The organism is Dokdonella sp. (assembly GCF_041395345.1).
Lineage (GTDB): Bacteria > Pseudomonadota > Gammaproteobacteria > Xanthomonadales > Rhodanobacteraceae > Dokdonella.
The window spans coordinates 9,571-27,152 of record NZ_JAWLAR010000005.1; the positions used below are offsets into that span (position 1 = coordinate 9,571).

The following is a 17,582-nucleotide window of genomic DNA, read 5'->3' on the forward strand; positions in this document are numbered from 1 at the left end:
CAGCGGTGACGGCCCGACTCAGCATCCATGTTCCCGACGAAGCAGTTCACGTTTGCGATCTGGGAAGCGCGTCCGAAATCGTGCTCGGACGCGACCCCCAGTGCGATGTCGTCATCCAGCACGAATCGATTTCGAGGCGACACGTCAAACTGCGCCGTTACGACGAGAATCACTGGACAGCCGAAGATCTCGGCTCAAAGAACGGCACGCGAATCGACGGCCAGCCGCTGCCCGCGCACAATCCCCTGTTCGATGGCATGTGGTTTGCGACTGGTGACGTCTATGTGCGTTTCGAAATTGTTGATCCGGCTGCCGAGCAGGCGCGCATCGCCGTTCAGGAGCGCCGACGTCACTCATCCCTGGTCTGGAATTCGCGCCTGCGCCATGGCGCTCAGGCGCAGCGTCTGATCGCCGATCTGCTGCGCGGAATCGTCGATGTCGCCGAAGCACGACGTGGCTTCCTGCTCAGTGCCGACCATCGTGGCGAATGGCGCGTGCGTGCCTGCTATGCGATCAGGCCCGAGGAACTTTCAGGACACGCCTTCCTGGGCAGCCGCAGCGCGGTTGATCGCGCGATCAGTGCGCGGCGCCCGGTCTTTCTGAGCGACCAGCGCGATCAGGCCTGGTTGATGCAGCAGGCCAGCGTGCTCGACGCGGGCATCCGCGCATTGCTGGCGATACCCTTGCTGCATGAGGACAAGGTCGTCGGCGTGGTCTATGCCGACACCGATGAGGCCGAACGGGTCTACAGTGATCTGGATGCACAATTGCTCGATGCCCTGGTCGGACATGCAGGTAACGTGATGTCGGCGCTTGAACTCGAGGCGAGCCTGGCCGAAGTATCCGCACTGCTCAACGTCGATGCGGATGGCCGCAGCGCCGAATTGGGCCCGGCACCGCAATGGACCGGCAGCATGCGACTGACGCAACGGGAAAGTTCTGCATGACCGCCGGCACCCGCGATTTCCAGCCGGATCCCGGAGTCGCCGCGACGGTCACCGGCATGATGGCGCAGCGGGAACTTGCGGTCGGCGAGATCGTTGGCGGGCGCTTCCGCATCATTCGCATCCTCGGCATGGGCGGCATGGGGCTGGTCTACCAGGCCCATGACATCGAGCTGGACATCGACGTCGCACTGAAACTGTTGCGTCCGGAGCTGGCCAGCCGGCCCGATGCATTCGAGCGCTTCCGCAAGGAACTGCTCCTCGCCCGTCAGGTGTCCTCGCCCCACGTAGTGCGCATCCACGATCTGGTCCGGCACGAGCAGGCCTGGCTGATCAGCATGGACTATGTGGATGGTCCGTCGCTGGAACGCCTGCTCAACGACGAGCACAAGTTCAGCCCGGAACGTGCGCTGGAGATCACCCGCCAGCTCGCGCTCGGCCTGGCCGCTGCACACGCGCGGCACGTCATCCATCGCGATCTCAAGCCGGCCAACGTGCTGGTCGATGCGTCCGGCGAAGTGCGCATCACCGATTTCGGAGTCGCACGCACGGCAGGCGAGACCGGCATCACCGGCAGCGGCGTAGTCATCGGCACGCCGGAATATCTGTCTCCCGAACAGGCTCGTGCCGAACCCCTCGATGCACGCAGCGACCTGTATGCGCTGGGCCTGATCCTGTTCGAAATGCTGACCGGCACGCTGCCATTTCGAGGCGGCACTCCGGCTGAAATGCTGGTCCAGCGCATCGTCCGCGATCCACCACCGGCCGACTCGGTCGTGCCAGAACTGCCGCCGTTTGCGGTGAAGCTGTGCGCGTGGTTGCTCGAACTTCGCGTATCGCGACGTATCGCCTCGGCGGAAGCGGTGGTCAAGGCAATCGATAGTGGAAGCCTTCAAGGTCGCCCGCGCGCACCCATGGGCGGGCTCGGCTGGGCCGCGCTGGTGCTCGGCCTCGTACTGCTCGCCGGCGCCAGCTGGGTCTGGCGCAACCAAAACGTTCCAGCGCAGGCCGGCAATATGCCAGCAATACAAACTGCGCAAGTCGACCTGTTGCCACTGCCCTGGGCGAGCGACGCGGACAGTGGAGATCGCGACCTCGCCGCTGGCATCAGCCAGTGGCTGGGCGTGCAACTCAGTGACAACCCTTCGTTGCGAAGTGCCGATCCATTGCGGGTCGAGCGCGCCCTGGTCGAACTCGGCTACGACGCCTCCGCTGCCGACCGCCAGCACCAGCGCGTACTGGACGTGGTGGGCGCCAGGCAGGCTCTGGAAGGAGAAATCGAGCATGGCGACAAGGGCTGGACGCTCAAGCTGAGGCTGGTCGATACGACTTCCGCAGAACCCAGATGGAGCGCCGAGCAGACCGCTGCCAGCGAAGAAGAATTGCCCGCGGCACTGGATGCCCTGTTCGCCGGCCTGTGGCCACAGCTGGGCAAGCCCGCGGTCACGCTTGCCTGGCCTGACGCTGCGGTATTGCGAGAACTGGGCAAGGCAAGCGGCACGGACGCCATCGCTGGCGACATCGAAACGATGCGTGTCACAGCGAGGCAGTTCAACAATCCGGAATTGTGGTGGCAACTGCTGTATCGGCTGGATCGCAACGGGCGCGGTGCCGATGCCGCCGATCTGGCTGCCAGCGCCAGCGAAAGCCTGGCCGGCCTCGACACCCATGCAGCACGGCGCGCGCTGGCCTACGCACAGATTCTTCTCGGAGATCCGGAGGCGGCGCAGACATCATTGGCGGATCCGGCTTCGCGGGTACCCGGCGATCACCCGGCGCGCCTGCTGCAGGCACGCAGTGAAGCGGAGCTCGGCAACTTCGACGTCGCCATCAAGCAACTTCAAGCGGTGGTTGCCGAAGACCCGCGCAACATCGATGCCTGGTATGCACTGGGCAAGTATTCGATCCAGGCGGGCGATGCCAAGCCGGCCGTCGACGACTACCTGGTTCGTGCCGATGTGCTGTCCAATCGCCTCGGCGACAAGGTCATGCGCGCCGATGTCAGCCATGCCTATGGCATTGGCTATCGCAGACTGGGACAGATGGAGGCTGCCGCCGAACAGCTGCGCCGGGCTGTGGCCCAGCGTGAGGCCATTGGCGATCGTCGCGGCCAGGCCGCCAGCCTACGCAACCTGTCGACCGTGCTGTCGATGCAGGGCATGTTCAAGCCGGCCGAGGACGCGCTTGACCAGGCCCGCAGCATTACCGAAGAACTGGGTGACAGCCGCGCACTTGCCGACCTCTCCAACGCCAGGGGCGCCCTCTTCGAGGAGCAGGGCAATTATCGCGACGCCCTCGCTGCCTATCGCGACAGCCTGCGCCTGCGCCAGAGCCTGGGCGATGAACGCTCGATTGGTGAAAGCCTCAACAACGTCGGCTATGCCTACTACCAGCTCGGCGAGTTCGACAATGCGCAGACCTACTGGCAACAGTCGGCGGCCACCTACGAGAAGATCGATGATCGCTACGGTCTGGTCCATGCGCACCAGAGCCAGGCGCTGGCAGAGATTGCGCGCGGCGACTGGAAGACCGCACGCAGCCTGCTTGAAGACAGCCTGAGCACCGCAGAATCGATGCAGATGGCCGAGGAGAACACGATCAGCGTGGCGACCCTGGCCGAACTCGATCGCCTCGAAGGCCGCATGCAATCGGCCAGCGAGGAGGTCGACGATGCCCTGGCCGACTTCGTGCAGCGCAAGGATCAGCGCGGCATCACCGAGATGTTGCTATTGCGCAGCGCCATTGCGGCGGATCTTGGCGACTGGAGTGGCGCCGAGCAGGCGATCAGTGAACTGGATCAGGACGATGTCGCGGAGCAGGCCAGCACTTTGCGTTGGCGCCAGGCCGAGATCACCTTCGCCCAGGGTCGCACCGATGAAGCGTTGAGTGCGGCCGAGGCGGCCATCGCCGACGCAGAAAAGGTCCACAGCTACGGGGCGGAACTGCTGTCGCGACTGCTCAAGGTACGCATACTCGGCGCACTCGGAAAACCCGACGCCGCCGGCAAGGAGTTGCGTATCGTCAAGGAAGAGCTGGTTCGCTATGCCAGCATGCCCTTGCGCCTCACCCTTGCCGAAACATCCATCCAGCTCGGTGGACCCACAGCAGCACCCGACTACCAGGAGGCGCGCAACCTCCTCGCACGCCTTCCTTCCTATGCGCGCGCGTTTGCGATCCACCAGTTTGGATCGCGGCTCTTCGCCGAAGACAGCGCCGCGGCATCGCAGGCTCGGAAGCTTGCGCAAAAGAATCTCGACGAGCTGATGCAGAGGACACCGCCTGCCCAGCGACAGGACTTGTCGGACTACGCAAAATCAATTGGAATGAAACCGGAACAGACACCATGACGACGTCTCCAATCGGTGCCCGGCAAGCTGCCGGGGACGAAAACCTGAAGATGCGCAGTGAACTTCAGCGCCTTGCCGAGCAGCAAAGTCGACTGTTCGCGCAGCTGCAGGCCGGCGAGGATCACTTCAAGCAACTTGCAAGATCAGTCTGGCGCGTACAGGAGAACGAACGTCGGCGACTCGCACGCGACTTGCACGACGGTATCGGCCAGCACCTGACTGCCTTGCAGCACCGCTTGCATGGGCTCAGCCAGAACCCGGGATGCAGCGAAGATCACCGACTGCAACAGGCGTTCACGCTGTGCGAGACCGCGATCTCCGAAGTGCGCACCTTGTCGCGATTGTTGCGCCCCCAGATCCTTGATGATCTCGGCCTCGAAGCCGCCCTGCAATGGCTGGCCCGCTACAGTTCAGAGGGCAGCGCATGCATGATCGAAGTGGATGTCGGCGAGCTCCCATCGAAGATGGATAGCGACCTGTCAACCCTGATCTTTCGTGTTGTCCAGGAGGCACTGGCCAACGCACTCAAGCACGCCAGGGCAAAAAACGTGGTCGTACGCCTGACCCGGCGCGGAAACAGCCTGCTGCTGCTGGTCGTGGATGATGGATGTGGCTGCGATGTCGAACAGGCCTTGCGTCGCTCCAGCGAAAGCGAAAGCTCGGGCCTGGCCAGCATGCGCGAGCGCGTGCAACTGTTTGGCGGCCAGCTTGAGCTGACTTCGCAACCAGGGGAAGGGCTGCAAATGCGCGCCCGCCTGCCGCTCGACATCGGATCTGGCGAGCCATGAAAACGATTCGGGTGCTGGTCGCCGATGACCATACGATTCTTCGCGAAGGTCTGGTCGCCTTGCTCAACGGCAGCGACGATTGCCGTGTCGTCGCTCAGGCTGCGGACGGCATGACGGCCGTCGAACTCGCACTGCAGACCGAGCCGGATGTCATCGTGCTGGATATCTCGATGCCGAAACTCAACGGGATCGAAGTCATCCGGCGCCTGACCAGGGAACTGGAACAGACCCGTATCCTCGTGCTGACCATGCACGCCGAAGAGGAGTACGTGCTGCACGTAGTGCGTGCCGGCGCCGCCGGATTCCTGCTCAAGGACAGCGCCAGCGAGGAGCTTCTGGGTGCTGTGCGTTCACTCGCCAATGGTCGCGGCTATTTCGGCACGCACGCCTCGCGCGTGCTCGCGCAGCAGGTTCAGCAACCCAACAGCCGGATCGAGGATCCGTACCGTGACCTGACCGATCGCGAGCGTCAGGTTTTTCATCTGATCGTGGAAGGGATGACCACCAAGGAGATCGCCAAACATCTCGATATCAGTACGAAAACTGCGGAAAATCATCGCTTTCGTGCCATGGACAAGCTCGGAGCACGCAATACCGCCGAGCTGATCCGCTATGCCGTGAAGCACGGCTTGCTCGACTGATGGAACGTGCCGGCAATCCGCACACGTCGCTCAACCGCTAATCGGCCAGTGCCAGGCAGGTCTCGGCCCCGGCATCATCGAATCCGCCACTGAACAAGCCATCGGACCCGTCCTGCCAGAAGGCCGCACCGACATGGCTGGGCGCGCCACTGTAGCCGGGCACGCCGACCATCCAGGACTGTCCCTTCGTGGCGACCGACCAGCCGACCAGACCGCCGGGCAGGGTCCGTGACAGGGCGGGATCGGTACTGGCGTTCCAGATTCCCGCCGAGCGTACGAAAAGCGTGCTGCCACCGCATCCGTCCAGCGCAAACGGCGCACCCGCGAGAACCTGATCGCCATCCAGCGAAACCGACCAGCCGAAGCGGTCAGCGGGGAGTCCGAACGGCGCCGCGAGCTGGGTCTGCTGGGACCAGATCGGGCCGGAACGTTCGAACAGGTAGACACTGCCCGTGCGCAGCTCGGCCAGTGGCGCGCCAATCGCCGCGCGATTGCCCGACAGGCTGACCGCATGGCCGAAGGTATCGCCGTTGCCCGAGACGGTCGGCAACAACCGGGCCTGCTGGATCCAGCCAGGCGAAACAAACTCGAACACGTAGGCGGCGCCCTGGCTGTAGGCACCGGCCGCTGCGGATGCCCATTGGGGCGCGCCGGCCACAATCGTATCGGCACTCAGGGCCACGCTGCTGCCCAATGCATCACCGCTGCTTGCGTCGGTCGCCTGCAGGCGATCCGCTTGCGACCAGGTCAGGCCGTTGCGCTCGAATACGTAGACCGCACCGGCATTGCCGTCGGCACCGGGTGCGCCCACGGCCAGACGATCCCCCTCGACGGCCAGAGCGGTGCCGAAACCTTCGCCGGGCAGAGCCGGCATGGCGACGATCTTCTGCTGCAGCGACCAGCCCGGACCATCGTTCACGAAGACATAGACGCTGCCTCCTGCCTGGCCAGGTGCTCCGACCGCAAGAGTGGTTCCGGATAGCGAGACCGAAGCGCCGAACACGTCGCCCGCATTCAGGTCCATCGGTACCAGCGCGACAGCGGGCGCGCAGTTCTGGCCGTTGCAGGCATACGTATAAACCTGACCACTGCTCATCGCGGCCCCGGGCGCTCCGGCGGCCAGCAGGGAGCCATCCAGGGCCACGGAATAGGCCAGTTCTGCGGCGATGTCGGTTGGCGCCAGCAATTGCGTCTGCGCCGTCGCCGCGGAAGCGATCAGCGCCAGCGCAAGAAACGCAGGGGCACGGAACGGGCGCGACCGGCGCCTCGAAGCGACGCTGCGTTGCCGTGTTCGGGAAGCCATGGAGGGAATTCGCGCGATCATGCCTGCACTTAGCCACGCCGTGCCGAACCGGGTCAAGCTGGCACTGGGTGATTTGTCTCAGGCACTGCAGTACGGACTCGGACCGTGCTGCTTTTCTGTCCGTTTCAGGACAGTCTGCTCTGAACCATTCAGGCTGTGGCACGCAGTCGATGCTGGTAGAGTTTTTCGTACAGCGGCCGGCAGGCCTCGGCAACACGGGCACCCTCGCCTTCGAGATGGATGTCGCGCTGCTGCGGCGGTTCGAAGCCGGTCGAATTCCACACCGATTCGTACCAGTGCGGCGCCCAGATGCCGTCGCTGTCGCGCGGTCCGACCGGCCACTCCAGCATGCCTGGCTTGAACGGAATGCCGAATCGTTCGCATAGCGCGCGCAGTTGCGCTTCGGGCGCGTGCAGGAATTCGTCGGCATCAATCACGGGCGGCGCTTCACCGAGCCGATCACAGACTTCGTCGAATAGTCGGGCCTCTTGCGGCAAGCCGATTTCTTCGGCACTGACGGTATCGCGCGAGCGCAGATACGAGGCAACTACTTCATCGGGATCGCGGATCAGGAAGGCATGCACGAGTCTGCTCATCCAGTCGTGATCGATCGAATCCAGCATGTGATGACACATGTGCTTCTGGTACCAGATCGGTCGATCGCCGGGAATTGGACCGGTCATCGTCCTGGCAACGCTGCGCCAGTCGGTCTCGCCATCGGCAATGATCTGCTCAGCCATCGGGTGGTCGGAGCCGGTTGCGGCAAGATAGTAGGCATAGAAGGGCTCATCGCTGACCGCACAATCCCCGCGATTTTCCCAGGCCCGCATCATGGCCGTGGACAGATTGCGCGGCCCCGACCACATCGCGATGCGCAGCGGACCGTAGCCTTCGCCACTCATGCCGATATCGTCCTGGCCTTGCGTGCAGCGATGTCGCGCCGGACCAGATCCCTGTACAGCGACTGGATGCGCTCGACGATCGGCCCGCGTGTTCCAGTGCCGATGATGCGTCCGTCGATCTCGCGCACCGGAACGACACCGGCAAACGTGCCGGTGACAAAGGCCTCTTCCGCAGCATAGACATCGGTCAGGCTGAAGGGTTTCTCGAGCGCCGGAATGCCGGCTTCACGGCAAACCGCCAGCACATTCGAGCGCGTGATGCCGCCAAGGCAATACTGTCCGGTCGAGGTCCACACTTCACCCTTGCGTGCAATAAAGAAGTGGGTCGAATTGCAGGTTGCGACAAAACCGTGGGGATCGAGCATCAAGCCTTCATCGGCGCCAGCCGTGTAAGCCTGGATGCAAGCGGTACTGCAGTTGAGCTTGCTGTGACTGTTGAGCTTCTGATCCTGCACGTCGGGGTAGCCGCGGCGTACGTGAACGGTAAACAGCTTGAGGCCCCGTTCGGCGGTTTCGGGTAGCGGATTCTTGTACTCGGGAATGATCACGATGGTGGCGGGGCCAATCACCACGCGCGGATCCTGGTACGGCGTGCGCTTGAGGCCGCGCGTGACCATGAGACGAACATGCACGCCATCATGCATGTCGTTGGCATGCAGGGTGGACTGGATGGCGGCGGTCAGCGCCTCGCGATCCAGACCGATGTCCATGGCAATGGCCTTGGCACCCTCGTAGAGCCGATCAAGATGCGCGTCCAGAAAGGCGGGATAGCCATCGACGACACGCAAGCCCTCCCAGACGCCGTCGCCCAGAATGAAACCCGAGTCGAATACCGAAACGGTCGCCTCTTCTCGTCGCTTCATCTCGCCGTTGACGTAGATCAGGATGGTGCGATTGCGTGGATCGTCGACATAGTCATGGCTGCCATGGGTCATGCGCGCGGGTCCTCGGAATGATGTGTCATGCCTCGCGACGCGGACTTCAGTCGGGGGCGGGTTCGCAATGGCGCGACAGGACGATACACCAAGCAGACCTGACCCGGCCTTCTCGGTCGCACTGGCGCGCACCTTGAGCATTCAACAGGCAGCGGGCAGGATGGCGCACTTTTCCGGAGTTCCGCACATGCCAAAGATCGCCCTGGTGACGACGCGAGTCGCACGCCCCACTGATGAGGATCTGGCGCCTCTGGAACAGGCGCTCGCGGCACAGGGCGCACAGGTTTCGATCGTCGACTGGGATGACTCGGCGATCGACTGGTCAGGGTTCGACCTGAGCGTGCTGCGTTCCTGCTGGGACTACACCGATCGCATTGTCGAATTCCTGGCCTGGGCCGGGCGCATCAGCGGACAGACATGCCTGCTCAATCCATTCGAGGTCGTGCGCTGGAATACCGACAAGCACTATCTGGCCGAACTGGCGAAAAAGGATGTCGCGATCGTTCCGAGCGCCTTCGTCGAGCCGGGTGATGACGCCGCTTCAGCCCTGCATGCCTTTTTGCAAGATCATCCCGACTGCGCCGAAATCGTAATCAAGCCGGCCATCGGCGCAGGTTCACGCGACACCCAGCGCCACGGACGGGGTCGCACGGATGCCGCGACCGCGCATATCGCCCGGCTGCTTGATGCCGGGCGCAGCGTGCTCCTGCAGCCCTATCTCGATCGTGTCGACGAGGCCGGCGAAACGGCTCTGATCCATTTCGACGGCCAGTTCAGCCATGCGATCCGCAAGGGACCCTTGTTGCGTCCGGATGAAGGGCCGACCACCGAGCTGTATGCGACCGAACAGATCGATCCACGCGAGGCCTCCGCCGACGAGCTGGAACTGGCCGCCAGGGTACTGGCCGCCCTGCCGTTCGCGAACCTGCCCGCCTACGCCCGCGTCGACCTCATCCGTGCGGACGACGGTACCCCGGTCCTGCTGGAACTGGAATTGACCGAACCCTCGCTGTTCTTCGACCACGCCGCCGGATCGGCGCAGCGGTTTGCCACCTGCCTGCTCGCGCACTGCCGGTCAGAGGGCCAGGGCTGATTCAGATTCGCTGGGCAAGGGGTAACCATTCTGTAGTCCCGGCCAACACGCATGCGGCCCGGCGCGTCTTCATACAGGAATTGTCCACAGGCCTGTCCACGCCTGCTGTGGATAACCGCGTTCGCGGGGTCGCTACGCCACTCTGCCATGGCGAGGCGGGAACCCGCGGATGGTTTCCGCTGCAACTCGCCACGGGGTGACGCGATGCCGCACAGTTTCGGTCCGCCGCAGCGCCCTACGTTACAATCGGCCCATCCTGTTTCCCTGCAAAGGAATTTCGCGAGATGAAGATCCTGGTCGGTTACAAGCGCGTCGTCGACTACAACGTGCGCATCCAGGTCAAGCCTGATGGCTCCGGCGTGGTCACCGACGGCGTCAAGCTGTCTGCCAATCCTTTCGATGACATTGCCCTGGAAGAAGCCCTGCGCCTGCGCGAGAAGGGCATCGCCAGCGAAGTTGTCGTTGTCACGATCGGCCCGGCCAATGCCCAGGCACATATCCGCAACGGATTGGCCATGGGTGCAAATCGCGCCATTCATGTCGTCACCGAGGAGGCCATCCAGCCGCTGACCGCGGCGCGCGCCATGCTCAAGCTGATCGAGAAGGAACAGCCCGAAATCGTCATTCTCGGCAAGCAGGCGATCGACGACGACTGCAACCAGACCGGACAGATGCTGGCCGCGCTCTGGGATCGTCCGCAGGCCACGTTTGCATCGAAGATCGAGATCAGCGACAAGGCCGCGAAAGTCACTCGCGAGGTCGATGCGGGACTCGAGACCATCGAAGTCGACCTGCCGGCCGTGATCACCACCGATCTGCGCCTGAACGAGCCGCGCTTCATCAAGCTGCCCGACATCATGAAGGCCAAGTCCAAGCCTCTGGAAACCCTGGCCTTCGCCGATCTGGGCGTCGAGTCGGGAGATCACCTGAAGACCACCAGGCACGAGCCGCCGGCAAAACGCAGCAAGGGCGTGATGGTCAAGGACGTCGGCGAACTGGTGGCGGCGCTCAAGGCCAAGGGTCTGGCATGAGGCTTGCGGCAACGCTTGCGCCCCTGCTTTTCTGCCTGCCGGCCATGGCCGCGGGCAGCCAGGCCGCCGATCCGGCGAGCGCGCGTTCCGCGGAATCGATCTGCGCATCCAGCAAGGGCATCTGGAATACCAGCAACGACACCTGCGCCGTCACCAAGGCCGCCTGTGAAGGCCTGGGCGAGTGGGAAGACGGCCTGGGCTGCGTCCTGCCCTCGATCAATGCCGCCGATTGCAACGGCGGTGACGGCATGCAAGCGATTGGCAGTGCCTGCGTCATCATCTACATGACAGTCGACGAAACGACTCAATAAGGTTTCAGCGAGGAAACATCCATGTCAAAGATTCTCATCATCGCCGAGCACCTGGACGGCAAGCTCAATTCCAGCACCGCACGCTGCGTCAGCGCCGCCGTTGCCATCAAGCCCGAATCCATCGATGTGCTGGTACTCGCCGCCGATGCGGCATCGGTCGCCGCCGAGGCAGCGAAAATCGACGGCGTGAACAAGGTTCTGACTGTTTCGCGCGCCGAGAATGCGCACGCACTCGCAGCCATCTTCGCACCACAGGTTGCGGCGGTTGCCGGCAATGGCTACAGCCATGTGTTCGCACCCTCGACCACCTTCGGCAAGGACCTGATGCCGCGCGTAGCCGCCCTGCTCGGCGTGGCCCAGGTGTCCGACGTCATGAGCGTGGCCGGCGCGCACAGCTTCCAGCGCCCGATCTATGCCGGCAACGCGATCATCACGGTGGAGGCACCCGAATCGAGCGTGGTTGTGGCGACGATTCGCACCGCGTCCTGGCCGGCCGCGGCGGCGGGCTCGGCGAACGCAGCGGTCGAGGCGGCCACGGTCGAGGTCAGCCTGCCTTCGCATACGCGCTTCGTTGAACTGGCCCAGGGCAAGAGCGACCGCCCGGACCTGCAGGGTGCGAGCAAGGTCGTCTCCGGCGGCCGCGCACTCGGTTCGTCGGAAAATTTCGAGATCATCTACAAGCTGGCCGACAAGATCGGCGCAGCCGTAGGCGCATCTCGGGCAGCAGTCGATGCCGGCTACGTGCCGAGCGACCTGCAGGTCGGGCAGACCGGCAAGATCATCGCTCCGGAGCTGTATGTTGCAATCGGTATTTCCGGTGCCATCCAGCATCTGACCGGAATCAAGGACGCCGGCACGATTGTCGCCATCAACAAGGATGCCGAAGCTCCGATTTTCGAAGTGGCCGATTTCGGACTGGTCGGCGACCTGTTCAAGATCGTCCCGGAGCTTGAGGCTGCCCTGTAACGAACAACGAAGCAACGACGCGGGAATCCAATCGAAACCCGCGTCAACATCCATATCATCGGCAGGAGCAGCCTTCAGTCGCGATGCCTTTCGTCACGATTCGAAACGCTGCGTCGAGGCTGAAGCTTCTTCTCGAAATCGAATGTTGCTCAATCCCCGGAAGCATCCTCATCCGACTCGAATTCGACACCCGAGCGATCAATCACGCACTGGATGTCAGCGCACCCTTCTTCGTAGTAGTCCTCGTCATACCAGTCGTCTTCGCAGATCCCTTCTTCCGCGCAGGCGTCGTAACCGGGTTCGTCCCTGGCCAATTCAGGATGGTTGGCAACGAACGCAAGGCCCGACTCTTGCGCAGCAATGATGCGGTCGCTGGTACTGGGGTGACTGGACAGATATGCCGCGCCTTCGGCCGTTTCGACATCGTAGTAATCGTCGAGCTCGCGCATGGCTTGCGCAAACCATGATGGCGAAACGTTGTGCGCAACCAGCGTATCGAACGCATACTCGTCGGCCTCCTCCTCGAATCCTCGCGAGTAGTGGCTTTGCAGCAGGAAGGTCGGTACGCCGACCACGATTGCGCTGGCCGAACTGACATCACCGGCGAACAGCGCAGCGATGACCAGCACAAACGAACTGCGCAGGGTCTGACGCAAGGCATGACGATGCTGCTGATGGCCGAGTTCGTGCGCGAGGACGGCATCGAATTCGCGATCGTCCGAAAACAGCTCCACGAGCTGGTCGGTGATCACGACATCACCCCCCGGAATGGCCAGCGCGTTCGGGCCGATCGCGGGCGCATCGCGGAAGAGCAGTCGATAGCCGGAGGCATCGGGCATGTCCCGAGTGAGTCGAGCGAAGCGCTCGGTCAACTCCTGCTGACGGGCCGTATCGATCTTGCTGGCCGCGAATCCGAAGAACTGGTCAAGCTGGGCCAGCACTTCCCTGCCCAGCGCGCCTTCGATGTCCGCAGGCAACTCTGCCGCGATGCGATCAGACATCCACGGCACGCCCCAGACAAAGGTCGCGATGCCCGCGGCCAGACAGATCACGATCGAGGCCGCCACCGCGTGGGCATGGCGTTCGAGCCGGTCGACCAGCCGCTGCAGGCGATCCTCGCTGGGGAACCAGGCATCGAGGCCCTCCTGGTCTTGCGTCAGCACGCGTGCGCCATCAGGGAATTCCAGCGTACGCGTGGTCCGACCCAGTCGCGGCGTCAGGCGCAGTTTGGCGATCAATTCCGTGCGTTCAATCTCCGCTCCGAACACACGAATGCTGCCAGCGTCCACACGGCGGACTTCCACATCGTGGATCCGGCTGCTCCTGCCGTCGAAAAACTGTCCCCTGAATGCGTTCACAGGCCGATGTCGATGTCGAACAGACCATCCACCTCCGCGGCTATGGCATCGATGCCGGATGAACTCTCGGCGCGCATACCATTGAAATCATCGGCACTGAGTACGCTGAGACATTCGGCGCGGTAGCGCGCGAGCCGCACCTTCGCCCACGGGATCAGCAAACCCGCGCTGAGCAGGATCGCAACCGTGTTGCCGGCATAGATCCACAGCAGGCGATGTCCCTTGAGAGTGGAACGAAAGCGTCGGCCATCGATTTCCACATGGTTGTAGATCAGGTTCGAGATCGCAGCTGCGAGGAATGCCAGGACCACAAAGTAACCGGAGTACATGACTGCAATGAGACTCATCATGAGCGCAGCCGGCGGCTCTTCATCCGCACCACCGGATGCAAAACTGAGCATGATCAACCCTACCATCAGAAAACTCGAGAGCATCATCCAGCCGGTTATCGCCCCCCAGGCAATCAGGTACGGCGGATAGAACTTTCCGGGAGTGAGCAGGAATCGAAACCAGTTGCCGCCGTAGCGATGACTCTCGACCAGAAACTCCTTCTGCTTGCCCTTGACCCACGGATAGAGCATGCCCAGAGTCAGGATCAGCGGAATGCCGAGTACGAGAAATCGGATGTAGGCCTCTCCGTAGTCCGGGATGAAACGGAAATTCAGGCCTCGCCAGGACGAGTAGCGAGCCTTGAATGCAGCGCCACGGACGATCAGCCAGGGAGCCAGCACGGCGATCAGCAAGGCAAGGCCGAGCTGCATGCCAATGCTGTACTGACCAGCGATCACGTACGAGGAAAAAAGGAAAACCGCAATGATGCGGCCCTTGAGGATCGGCAGCGGCTTCGCGAGATATTCGAACGGAACGCCAGCAAGCCGCGTGCAACCATAGAAGTAGCGCTGGGTCCGCACCTTGGCCCAGGCAGAAAAAATTCCCAGGCTCAGGATCGACAGAGCAAGATTGACGATCCAGATGCGGAAGTACTCACGCGCCGAGCCGTCGAACTGGAACGCATACTCCGCGGGCGCCGGATTCGGCGCCGACCTCCAATACGACGGCGCGGACGGAACCGGCGGCTCCGGCAATGGCGGCAGCGTCGCGATGATGTCCTCGTGCATGAAGACTCCCTGTCAGTTTCCCCTTGTCCGCGCGAAAGTGTACGCGAACTCAGGCGATCCTGAACGGACATGCGGCACAGCGTCGGGCATTGTTTTCCCGGCCAGCGGATTCACTGTCCTTCGAGCCGGTCGTGATTGTGCGTGGCTCTGCTGATCAACATGAGACCGAAGCAACAACGCTTCGTCATCCCGGTGCAGGCCGGGATAACGGCAATAGACGGGGTGGCCGCCGTTCGGGCTACTCATGATTTCCGTGGCGCTCCGGCTCAACAGGCAAGCCAGGCAATTGCCACTCGATACCTTGGAGAAAGACTAGCCTTTTCCAAGGATCAGATCCGCAGCGCGCTCGGCGATCATGATCGTGGGGGCGTTGGTATTTCCACCCGGCAATGAGGGCATCACCGAGGCATCGACGACACGCAGCCCGCTGACACCACGCACACGCAATTCGCTGTCGACGACAGCTCCATCATCGGTTCCCATGCGACAGGTGCCGACCGGGTGGTAGACCGTTTCGGCCTTGCGCCGGACGAACGCCTCGGCCACCGCATCGTCTTCTATATCGGCGCCCGGATGGATCTCCGCGCCGCGATAGCGATCGAAGGGAACCTGGGCAAGGATCCTGCGCGACTGTCGCGCTGCCTCGATCATCATCTTCATGTCGTAGCCCTCGGGATCGCTGAGGTAGTTGGCATGAATGGCGATCGGCTGCTGCGGATCTGCAGACTTGAGCAGAAGGCGGCCACGCGATCTGGGTCGCAGCAAGCAGGCGTGCACGGTATAGCCATAACCATCGAGCCTGTTGCGACCATGATCGTCCAGCAACGCGGGCACAAAGTGGAATTGCATGTCGCAGCGATCATCCTCTGCGTGGCGCGAGCGCAGAAAGCCACCGCATTCGGCGATGTTCGAAGTACCGATGCCACTGCGCTTGAACAGGAACTCGAGACCCACCGCCAGATCGCTGGCCTGGTCGTACGTGATCGCCTCGGTGCAGCGAACCAGCGTGCAGATGTCGAGGTGATCCTGCAGGTTGCCGCCAACACCGCTCAAGTCGTGGCGCACACCGATACCCAGCTCGCCGAGATGCGCTGCCGGACCGACGCCCGAGAGCATCAGCAGTTGCGGCGAGTTGAGCGCTCCACCGGCCAGGATGACTTCCCCGGCCTCGGCACGCTTGAGGCGACCATGATGGCGATAGTCGACGCCATAGGCGCGCTCACCGGCAAGCAATACATGCTGGACCTGTGCATGCGTGCGAATGGTCAGGTTGGAGCGCCCTCGTGCTTCGCGCAGGAAGGATGCGGCGGTCGAACAGCGCGCGCCATTCTTCTGGGTGACCTGATAGAAGCCGAATCCTTCCTGGCGCTGGCCATTGAAATCATTGTTGCGCTCGAAGCCCGCTGCCTCGGCCGCTTCGATGAAGACGTCGGAGAGCGGGTTGTGATGACGCAGATCGTCCACACTGAGCGGGCCATCGGATCCATGCAGCGCGTCGGCGCCACGCGTATTGGTTTCCGAGCGCTTGAAATAGCCAAGCACGTTGTCCCAGGCCCAACGCGGATCAGCGGACTTCTCGGCCCAGTCGTCATAGTCGCCGGCGACGCCGCGGATGTAGCACATGGCATTGATCGAACTGGAACCGCCCAATACCTTGCCGCGCGGCCACCACAAGCGGCGACCGTCAAGATTGGCTTCCGGCTCGGTGTTGTAGTTCCAGTTGTGGCGAGGATTTTCGGCCAGCTTGCCGATGCCGGCAGGCATGTGAATGAACGGATGCCAGTCGCGACCGCCGGCCTCGAGCAGGAGTACGCGCTTGGAGGCATCGGCGCTGAGGCGGTCAGCCAGCACGCAGCCGGCCGAGCCGGCACCGACAATCACGTAGTCATAAGTCATGAGACGCTGGATTCTGCAAGGGATTTCCCGACCCTAAACGGCTCGAATAGAGCACATGCTCCACAACGGGCATCGACCCGCATCAGGCAAGGACTTCAACGCGGTCGCCACGGCGAATGACGCCGGAGTCGCGCGGGATCAGGTTCTGGCCAAACGTCACGCCCTTTTCGGTTCGTCGATAGCCGAGCAGCGTGCGCAGTGGCTCGCCCGATGGGTCGAACTCGCCTCGTCCGGGTTGAACGGTAGTGAATACACAGCGCACGCAAGCCTTGACCACGTCGAAATGTACTGCGCCGATACGGATGCTGCGCCAGCCATCTTCTGCATGCGCAGCCGCACCGGCCACGATCAGGTTGGGTCGGAAGCGCAGCATCTCCACCGGCTCGGCCAGTCGCTTGTTGAGGTCATCGAGAGCGCCCTGCGAGATCAACAGCAGCGGGAAGCCGTCAGCGAAACTGACTTCCTCGCCGGACTGCGCATAGCGGGTGTCGATCGCTCGCTTGCATTCCGCATCCATGTGCACGAAGCGCGCCGCGAAACCCAGGTAGCGACTGATCCAGGCATCGGCTACTTCTCCAGCCGGCGACGCCGACACCTTGCTGCCCCAGACGTTTGCGGCAACCCGCGTGCGTTCCAGTGCTGGCCGAAGCTGCAGATCGGACATGCCGGGTGCGGTCAGTTGCAGCGAGTCCGAAGCAGTCTCGACACGAATCAGTACCATTCGCGGATACTTGCGGGCAGTCACGAAGCTGCCATCGGCATCGACGATCATCCAGCGTCGATCGCCCACCAGACCTCGGGGCTCGACCTGCGCCTGGTCGGGACTCAGTGCCGCACAGGACTTAACCGGATAGATGTGGAGGCCGGAGAGCGTCGCGTTCATGCGGCCATTATAGGCACCGGGGGCACCCTCACCGCCCATGCTAGTCTCTGCCGCTTCTGGTCCGGA

At 62.9% G+C, this 17,582-nt stretch carries 15 protein-coding genes; 8 read left to right on the forward strand and 7 right to left on the reverse strand.

The annotated features are described in order from the left end of the window. Positions 1 to 5: 5 nt before the first annotated feature. Genes R3F00_RS05705 through R3F00_RS05720 form a run of 4 tightly spaced genes read left to right on the forward strand, consistent with a single transcriptional unit; the run spans position 6 to position 5,720 of the window. Positions 6 to 947: an FHA domain-containing protein gene (locus R3F00_RS05705; RefSeq protein WP_371280772.1), complete on the forward strand. Its 942-nt coding sequence runs from the start codon at positions 6 to 8 to the stop codon at positions 945 to 947. Further along, positions 944 to 4,291 carry a protein kinase gene (locus tag R3F00_RS05710; RefSeq protein ID WP_371280773.1) on the forward strand — a complete coding sequence of 1,116 codons (3,348 nt, stop codon included), beginning with the start codon at positions 944 to 946 and terminating at the stop codon, positions 4,289 to 4,291. The genes R3F00_RS05705 and R3F00_RS05710 overlap by 4 nt, the downstream gene beginning before the upstream one ends. Further along, complete coding sequence (locus tag R3F00_RS05715; RefSeq protein WP_371280774.1) at positions 4,288 to 5,079, forward strand: sensor histidine kinase; 792 nt, start codon at positions 4,288 to 4,290, stop codon at positions 5,077 to 5,079. The genes R3F00_RS05710 and R3F00_RS05715 overlap by 4 nt, the downstream gene beginning before the upstream one ends. After that, a complete protein-coding gene (locus R3F00_RS05720; protein WP_371280775.1) occupies positions 5,076 to 5,720 on the forward strand; it encodes a response regulator in 645 nt (214 codons plus the stop codon). Before R3F00_RS05715 ends, R3F00_RS05720 begins: the two co-directional genes overlap by 4 nt. 37 nt (positions 5,721 to 5,757) lie before the next feature. Here R3F00_RS05720 and R3F00_RS05725 read toward each other — a convergent pair whose 3' ends face one another. The 3 genes from R3F00_RS05725 to R3F00_RS05735 all read right to left on the reverse strand — a co-directional run bounded on the left by R3F00_RS05725 (position 5,758) and on the right by R3F00_RS05735 (position 8,860). Beyond that, positions 5,758 to 7,023 (reverse strand): FG-GAP repeat protein, encoded by a 1,266-nt coding sequence (locus R3F00_RS05725; protein WP_371280776.1) that lies wholly within the window; start codon positions 7,021 to 7,023, stop codon positions 5,758 to 5,760. Positions 7,024 to 7,172: 149 nt separating this feature from the next. Next, positions 7,173 to 7,925: a hypothetical protein gene (locus R3F00_RS05730; protein ID WP_371280777.1), complete on the reverse strand. Its 753-nt coding sequence runs from the start codon at positions 7,923 to 7,925 to the stop codon at positions 7,173 to 7,175. Further along, a complete protein-coding gene (locus R3F00_RS05735) occupies positions 7,922 to 8,860 on the reverse strand; it encodes an aminotransferase class IV (protein WP_371280778.1) in 939 nt (312 codons plus the stop codon). Before R3F00_RS05735 ends, R3F00_RS05730 begins: the two co-directional genes overlap by 4 nt. 187 nt (positions 8,861 to 9,047) lie before the next feature. Here R3F00_RS05735 and R3F00_RS05740 point away from each other — a divergent pair, with 187 nt between their 5' ends. From R3F00_RS05740 to R3F00_RS05755, 4 genes are all read left to right on the forward strand, one after another. Continuing rightward, the gene (locus R3F00_RS05740; protein ID WP_371280780.1) at positions 9,048 to 9,953 is read left to right on the forward strand and encodes a RimK family alpha-L-glutamate ligase; all 906 of its coding nucleotides are present in this window, start codon (positions 9,048 to 9,050) and stop codon (positions 9,951 to 9,953) included. 284 nt (positions 9,954 to 10,237) lie between these two features. Then, entirely contained in the window at positions 10,238 to 10,984 is a 747-nt protein-coding gene (locus tag R3F00_RS05745) for an EtfB protein (RefSeq protein WP_371280781.1), read from the forward strand. Beyond that, the gene (locus R3F00_RS05750; protein ID WP_371280782.1) at positions 10,981 to 11,295 is read left to right on the forward strand and encodes a hypothetical protein; all 315 of its coding nucleotides are present in this window, start codon (positions 10,981 to 10,983) and stop codon (positions 11,293 to 11,295) included. Before R3F00_RS05745 ends, R3F00_RS05750 begins: the two co-directional genes overlap by 4 nt. Positions 11,296 to 11,316: 21 nt before the next feature. Then, positions 11,317 to 12,261 carry an electron transfer flavoprotein subunit alpha/FixB family protein gene (locus tag R3F00_RS05755; protein ID WP_371280783.1) on the forward strand — a complete coding sequence of 315 codons (945 nt, stop codon included), beginning with the start codon at positions 11,317 to 11,319 and terminating at the stop codon, positions 12,259 to 12,261. 149 nt (positions 12,262 to 12,410) lie between these two features. Here R3F00_RS05755 and R3F00_RS05760 read toward each other — a convergent pair whose 3' ends face one another. The 4 genes from R3F00_RS05760 to R3F00_RS05775 form a co-directional block, all read right to left on the reverse strand. After that, positions 12,411 to 13,619 carry a M48 family metallopeptidase gene (locus R3F00_RS05760; protein ID WP_371280784.1) on the reverse strand — a complete coding sequence of 403 codons (1,209 nt, stop codon included), beginning with the start codon at positions 13,617 to 13,619 and terminating at the stop codon, positions 12,411 to 12,413. Next, on the reverse strand, positions 13,616 to 14,737 hold the full coding sequence (locus R3F00_RS05765; protein ID WP_371280785.1) for a YjgN family protein: 1,122 nt from the start codon (positions 14,735 to 14,737) through the stop codon (positions 13,616 to 13,618). The genes R3F00_RS05760 and R3F00_RS05765 overlap by 4 nt, the downstream gene beginning before the upstream one ends. 312 nt (positions 14,738 to 15,049) lie before the next feature. Next, positions 15,050 to 16,633, reverse strand: a complete 1,584-nt coding sequence (locus R3F00_RS05770; RefSeq protein WP_371280786.1) for a GMC family oxidoreductase — start codon at positions 16,631 to 16,633, stop codon at positions 15,050 to 15,052. 82 nt (positions 16,634 to 16,715) lie between these two features. Beyond that, complete coding sequence (locus R3F00_RS05775; RefSeq protein WP_371280787.1) at positions 16,716 to 17,516, reverse strand: MOSC domain-containing protein; 801 nt, start codon at positions 17,514 to 17,516, stop codon at positions 16,716 to 16,718. Between the last annotated feature and the right edge of the window lie 66 nt (positions 17,517 to 17,582).